Source organism: uncultured Bifidobacterium sp., from assembly GCF_949292005.1.
In the GTDB taxonomy this organism is placed as follows: Bacteria; Actinomycetota; Actinomycetes; order Actinomycetales; family Bifidobacteriaceae; genus Bifidobacterium.
On the sequence record NZ_CASEXV010000039.1, the window covers coordinates 1 to 6,186 of the forward strand.

The 6,186-nt window shown below is 61.5% G+C and carries 3 protein-coding genes and 2 pseudogenes; 4 read left to right on the forward strand and 1 reads right to left on the reverse strand.

Translation table 11 applies throughout. The features are described 5' to 3' along the window. Window positions 1-967, reverse strand: a pseudogene (locus Q1X90_RS03075) (IS256 family transposase); the annotation flags it as partial. A gap of 123 nt (window positions 968-1,090) precedes the next feature. Here Q1X90_RS03075 and Q1X90_RS03080 point away from each other — a divergent pair. The 4 genes and pseudogenes from Q1X90_RS03080 to Q1X90_RS03095 form a co-directional block, all read left to right on the forward strand. Continuing rightward, window positions 1,091-1,726 (forward strand): annotated as a pseudogene (locus Q1X90_RS03080) (ABC transporter permease subunit); the annotation flags it as partial. Between the two features lie 13 nt (window positions 1,727-1,739). Then, the gene (locus Q1X90_RS03085; RefSeq protein WP_300766444.1) at window positions 1,740-2,714 is read left to right on the forward strand and encodes a carbohydrate ABC transporter permease; all 975 of its coding nucleotides are present in this window, start codon (window positions 1,740-1,742) and stop codon (window positions 2,712-2,714) included. Between the two features lie 113 nt (window positions 2,715-2,827). Further along, window positions 2,828-3,469 carry a YesL family protein gene (locus Q1X90_RS03090; RefSeq protein ID WP_300766446.1) on the forward strand — a complete coding sequence of 214 codons (642 nt, stop codon included), beginning with the start codon at window positions 2,828-2,830 and terminating at the stop codon, window positions 3,467-3,469. Window positions 3,470-3,611: 142 nt separating this feature from the next. Further along, window positions 3,612-6,152: a TIM-barrel domain-containing protein gene (locus Q1X90_RS03095; protein ID WP_300766448.1), complete on the forward strand. Its 2,541-nt coding sequence runs from the start codon at window positions 3,612-3,614 to the stop codon at window positions 6,150-6,152. Window positions 6,153-6,186: the final 34 nt, after the last annotated feature.

Here is a 6,186-nt window from a genome sequence, read left to right on the forward strand (position 1 = left end):
TAGTCGTCCGGCAGGTAGGTGGTGGTCTCGCCGATCCCCTCGCGCAGGCATGCGGCGGCCTGGTTGAGTTTCCTCCGTTCCATCTGCCGGGCCACGCTCTCGGCCTTGGCCGATGCGGCCTGACGGGTTTCGGACGCGAACACGGCCTTCAATGCGTCGACGGCCCACTTCGTGTGGCGGCGGGAGACCTTCGAGAGCACGTTTCCTCCGAAATGCACCATGGAGCGCTGATGGCGCGCCTCGGGCAGCGGCCCGCCAATAGCGGTGACCAGGCCGGCGCATCGATCGCCCACCACCAGACGCACCCCCGTCAACCCCCGTGAGATCAGCGAAGAAACGAACGAGCTCCAGCTTGCCGCGTCCTCCTTCATGCCCTCACCAACGCCGATGACCTCCCGGCGGCCGTCCACACCGACGCCGATGGCGACCGGCACGCCCGCGTTCTCCACGGCGCCACCCCGGGAACGTTGATGCCACACACCATCCATGAACACGTACGGGTACGCCTGCCCCAACGGCCTGGTACGCCACCGGTCGATGTCCGCGCACACGTGCCTCAACTGGTCCGAGAGGGTCCGCGAGGGCATTCTCTCGCCCTACAGGGCCTGGCCTGATGTCATCCACCCGTCTGGTGCTGACACCGGCCGGATGCATCCCGATCAGCGCCTCCTCGACCGGCTCCTCGCGACGCCGGTACCGTTCGATGACCGCGGACTCGAAGAGCGCGCCCCTGAGCTTGGGCACCCTCACCGAGAGCTTGCCCGCCTTCACGGTCAGGTCACGCTCGTAATGGCCGGAACGATACGCCCTGCGATCCGTGGAACGCTCGTATCCGGCGGCACCCGTCGGCTCGTCGGCCTTCCGCGTCCAACATCCTGTTCAGGATCCGGGTGACCTTCTCGCTCACCATCCGATCCAACTGGGTCTCGAACATGGCCTGATTGACCTGTAGAATTTGCCTGGGCATGGTTTCGTCGCCTGCTTTCCAATAGCGGCTGATGTTTGGCGACTGAAATCGCACACAGGCGACAGACCATGCTCCACCACCTCAAAACAACCCAACCAATTTGCTCAAAAAACCGGGCGTTATCTGGGTTTCCTCGCGCCGATAATCCTCGCGCTGCTGATCAACCAGATCGGCAACGCGAAGGTCAAGGGATTCGTGCAGACGATCACCTATATGCCGCATTTCATATCGACCGTGGTGATGGTTTCGATGATCAACATCTTCCTCGCTCCTCAGACGGGAATACTCGGGCGCTTCTTCGGACAGACCAGCCTGATGGGGAATCCGAACGCCTTCACGCCGATCTACTGGATCTCCGAGGTCTGGCAGCATATGGGATGGAACTGCATCATCTACCTGGCCGCGCTTTCATCGGTCGACATGGCTTTGTAAGAGGCGGCCAAAATCGACGGCGCAGGGCGACTCCAGCTCATCAGATATGTTGATTTTCCGGCGATCATGCCCACCGTGGGGGTTCTGCTCATCCTCAACATGGGGTCGGTGCTGGGCGTCGGATTCGAGAAGGTCTGGCTGATGCAGAACACGCTGAACGTCACCGCGTCCGAGGTCATATCCACCTACACCTACCGCATCCGCATACTGGACAACCAGTTCTCGTACTCCACGGCGATAGGTCTGTTCAATTCGATTATCAACTTCTTCTTCCTGGTCCTCGCGAACTCCATCGCCAAGAGGACCAGCAACACAAGCATCTTCTAGGAGGACGGTCATCATGTCAAGCATTGCGCGTCGTGGGGCTGGGGATGTTCCCGCTCCGAAGGCCGACACTGTGAATGTTCCATGGAATCCGCATGTCAGGCAGAGCAAGACCACCGCGGATTGGATCGTTGACGGGATGATAGCCCTCATCATCACGGTGATCGTCCTAGGCGTTCTCTATCCGTTGTGGTTCATCATCATCGCCTCGTTCTCCGATCCGACCGCCGTGTCCACCGGGCAGGTGCTTCTGCTGCCCAAGGGAATCAATCTGACGGGATACTCGAAGCTCATCAGTGATTCGAGGATCTGGATCGGATACAAGAACACGATCATCTATTCCGTTCTGGGAACCGCACTGAACCTGGTCGTCACGATCCCCGCATCCTTCGCGTTGTCGCGTCCTGAGTTCAAGCCTCGCCGGATCATCATGTTCCTCGTGGCATTCACCATGTTCTTCAGCGGAGGACTGATCCCCACCTACCTGCTCATGAAGCAGCTGGGACTACTCAACAGCATGTGGGTGTTCATCCTCCCCGGCGCCTTCAACGCCTTCAACATGATCATCGCCCGCTCGTTCTTCGAAACCAGCATTCCTGAGGAGCTGCGCGACGCGTCCCGCGTTGACGGTCTGTCGTATTTCGGCTTCTTCTGGAAGATCGTGATACCGCTGTCCAGCGCCATCATCGCGGTCATTGGTCTGTATTATTTCGTCGGACATTGGAACGACTACTTCACGGGCCTTATCTACATACGAGATCAGGACAAGCAGCCTTTGCAGAACGTCCTGCAGATGATTCTCCTCGCCAACCAGACCAGTCCGGGATCGTCGTCGTCGATGGCGGGAATGACCGCGGCGCAGTCCCAGAACTTCGCCGATCAGATCAAATTCGGCATCATCATCGTCTCTACGCTGCCGCTGCTCGTGATATATCCATTCCTTCAGAAGTACTTCAACAAGGGCGTCATGATCGGTGCCATCAAAGGATAGACAAAGCAGGATAGGTTGTTCGGAGATCCGATTCATCCTAGGCCCGCGCCCAGACGCAGACATAGCCCGGTCCGGTGTCCGGAGGCCCGGTGTCGAGAGGAAAGGTGGGGAGCATGAGAGGATTCGCTCTTGGATATGAGCGGTTGTGCCGTATCGTACTTCTGGTTTTCGTCGTCAACGTGGCTTTTGTCGCGCATACCCTCGCAGGACTTGTGGTGGTCGGGTTGTTCCCCTCCGTCTCGGCATCATACGCGACGTACCGCACATGGGCTCTGGATGCCGACCAGTCGTGGGGCGTGCGGCGGTCGTGGACCGTCTTCCACAGGGCCTGGCGGGATGACATCACGTCGGCGAACGCTTTCGGGTGGCCGCAGATGCTTGTGGTCGTGCTTCTCCTGTGGGATTATTTCCTCGCCAATTCAAATGCGATGGGGGTCCTGGGAATCGCGGTGTCGGGGATTCTTCTGCTCGTCAACGTGCTGGTCCTGCTGATCTGCGCCGTCTCGTGGGCAGTGAGGTCGAATTTCGACGAGCGCCCGTGGTGGGTGATTCGTATGTCGGTTGCCATGGTCATCGCGCGCCCGCTGCTTACGGTGATTGTCGCGGCGCTGGTCGTGACGGTGGCCGCGGCCTGGATCAAGTGGCCCGGGATCTTAATGACCTTTGGCCTTGGCGTGCCGATTTTTCTCATCGTTATGGCGGTCTATTCGTTTGGAGGGCTTCCTGGCATGGATGCGCATGAGAACGCTCATTGACGGTCGGCGCCATGATGTTGCATGGCGATAGCATAGGCGTGCTCTGCAACGACGAACATGACAAGCAGCGACAAGTGGGGGCGTGGGGTCACGGACATGTCCGGATCGCATGACGACCGGGTCGTCAAGGGAAAGGAGCGCCATGGCCTCGGGTGATGGTGATGACGTGTGGAGGGATTTCCTGTCTCGGACTCGTCCCGTGATGAGGGACGACGCGGTGGTCCAGGGGGATCATTGGCGTGTGGGCGTGCTGTCGGACGCGCTCGTCAGATTGGAGTGGTCGGATGACGGCGTGTTCGAGGATCGTCCGTCGCAGGTGGCCGTCACGCGCGATTTCGGTTTCACGCCGGACTACGAGGTCTCCCGGCACGGCGGAATCCTGCGGATCGAGACCTCCGCCTTCCGGCTCGAGTACGATATGAGGCCCTTCAGCCGTGAGGGGCTGAGCGTCACGGCAAAAGGGTCGGACGGGCATGAGAACACCTGGCACTACGGCGATGTCGGCAGGCATGGCAATCTTCTCGGAACGGCGAGGACCCTCGACCAGGCCGATGGGAGCGTGCCGCTTGAGCAGGGTGTGGCATCGCGTGACGGCTGGGCGGTGCTCGACGATTCCATGTCGAACGTCTTCGTGGCAGACGGAGGCCGGAGCTCGAATCCCTATGGAGCATGGATAGCGCCACGAGGGGAGGGCGGGGTCGATCTGTACGTCTTCGCCCACGGGCATCACTATGCCGACGCCGTGGCCGACCTCTACCGTCTGACGGGACGCACGCCGCTGCTGCCACGCTGGGCATTGGGAAACTGGTGGAGCCGGTACCATCGGTATTCGCAGGGCGAGTACCGCGCGCTTATGGACCGCTTCGAGTCCGAAGCCATACCTCTGACGGTGGCCGTTCTGGACATGGACTGGCACATTACCGATCCCGATCCGGAATACGGTTCGGGATGGACCGGCTACACATGGAACAGCCGGCTTTTCCCGGACCACCGGGCTTTTCTGGAAGATCTGCACAGGCGCGGACTCAAGGTGACGCTCAACGTGCATCCCCGTGACGGGATCAGGGCCTTCGAGGACGGATACGCCGAGGCGGCGCGGGAGATGGGGATGGATCCGAAGTCCGGACGTCCCGTGCTGTTCGACCCCACCGATCCGCGTTTCGTGCATGCCTATCTCGACCTTCACCATCGCCTTGAAGCGGAGGGTGTCGATTTCTGGTGGCTGGACTGGCAGCAGGGCGGCGTCACCCGGCAGAAGGGCCTCGATCCGCTGTGGATGCTCAACCACATCCATTGGCTTGATTCGGGACGGGACGGTCGGTGGCCCATCACGTTCTCCCGCTATGCCGGGCCCGGCTCGCACAGGTATCCCGTCGGATTCTCCGGCGACACGGTCGTCTCGTGGAGGTCATTGGATTTCCAGCCCTATTTCACGGCCACTGCGGCGAACGTCGGTTATGGATGGTGGAGTCACGACATCGGCGGCCATATGCTAGGCGTCCGTGACGAGGAGCTGGAGGCGCGGTGGTATTGGCTGGGCACGTTCAGCCCGATCAACCGTCTGCATTCCACGGATTCGGAGTTCTCCAGCAAGGAGCCGTGGAATTTCGCGGAGCCGGCGAGAACCTCGATGGTCGAGGCCCTGCGTCTGAGGCACAGGCTCATCCCCTACCTGTACACCATGGACTGGCGTGCCCACGATCAGGGAAGGCCCGTGGTGGAGCCCATGTATTGGGAGTACCCCGAGCAGGGGGAGGCCTACGAGTTCCCCGACGAGTACCGTTTCGGAACGCAGCTGGTGGTGGCGCCCATCACCCGTCCGGACGACCACGCGATGGCGGCCGGAAAGACCGACGTGTGGCTTCCCTGCGGGCAATGGTTCGATTTCCAGACGGGACGACGATACGAGTCGTCATCACGGGCCGGGAGGCGGATCGGCGTGTGGAGAAGGCTTGACCGCATTCCGGCGTTCGCGCAGGCGGGCGCGATCATCCCTCTGCAGGACTCCGATGCGTCCTCGACTCGCGGTGCGGCCAATCCTTCGAGGATCGAGATACTGGCGTTCCCCGGTGCCGATGGCGAGTTCGTCATGCGTGAGGACGATGGACGCTACGACGCCGACGACTCGCGCATGGCCGTGTCCGACACCACGATCCGAATGGAGCGTGACAGGGGAGTCATCACCGTATCCGCCGCGTCGGATCCGGGCGTGGTCCCCGAAGTCCGCGATTGGACCATCACCGTCCGTGGCGCCGCGACGTCCCGCGTCGAGGTCGAAGTCGCCGGAGCGCGCGTGGAGGCGGAGCCGGTCTACGACGAGTCGACTCTGAGTCTGAGCGTTAGGATTCCCGGCGTCCCCGCGCGCTCCGATATGGAGGTTCGCTTCCTGGATGGCATCGTCGTCGCGGATGACCCGTGGATGCGGGACGCATTCGACGTGCTTTACCGGGCGCGTATGCACTATCTCACCAAGGAACAGGCCATGTCGGCCATCAGAGGCGAGGGCAAGGCGGCCGTGGCGTCGCTGTTCTCGCTTGACCATGGCGCCGGTGTAGGCGATGGAGGTACCGGAGCCGGTGGAGACCGTGGCGCCGGCGCCGACCTGCATGCGGGACACATGCCGATAAGCGTGGTGTCCGGGTTGTCGGAGGTGCTTCTGCGTGGCGGCGTTACATCGGCCTGATGGACAGGACGCCTGATTTGTGGGGCGGTATCCA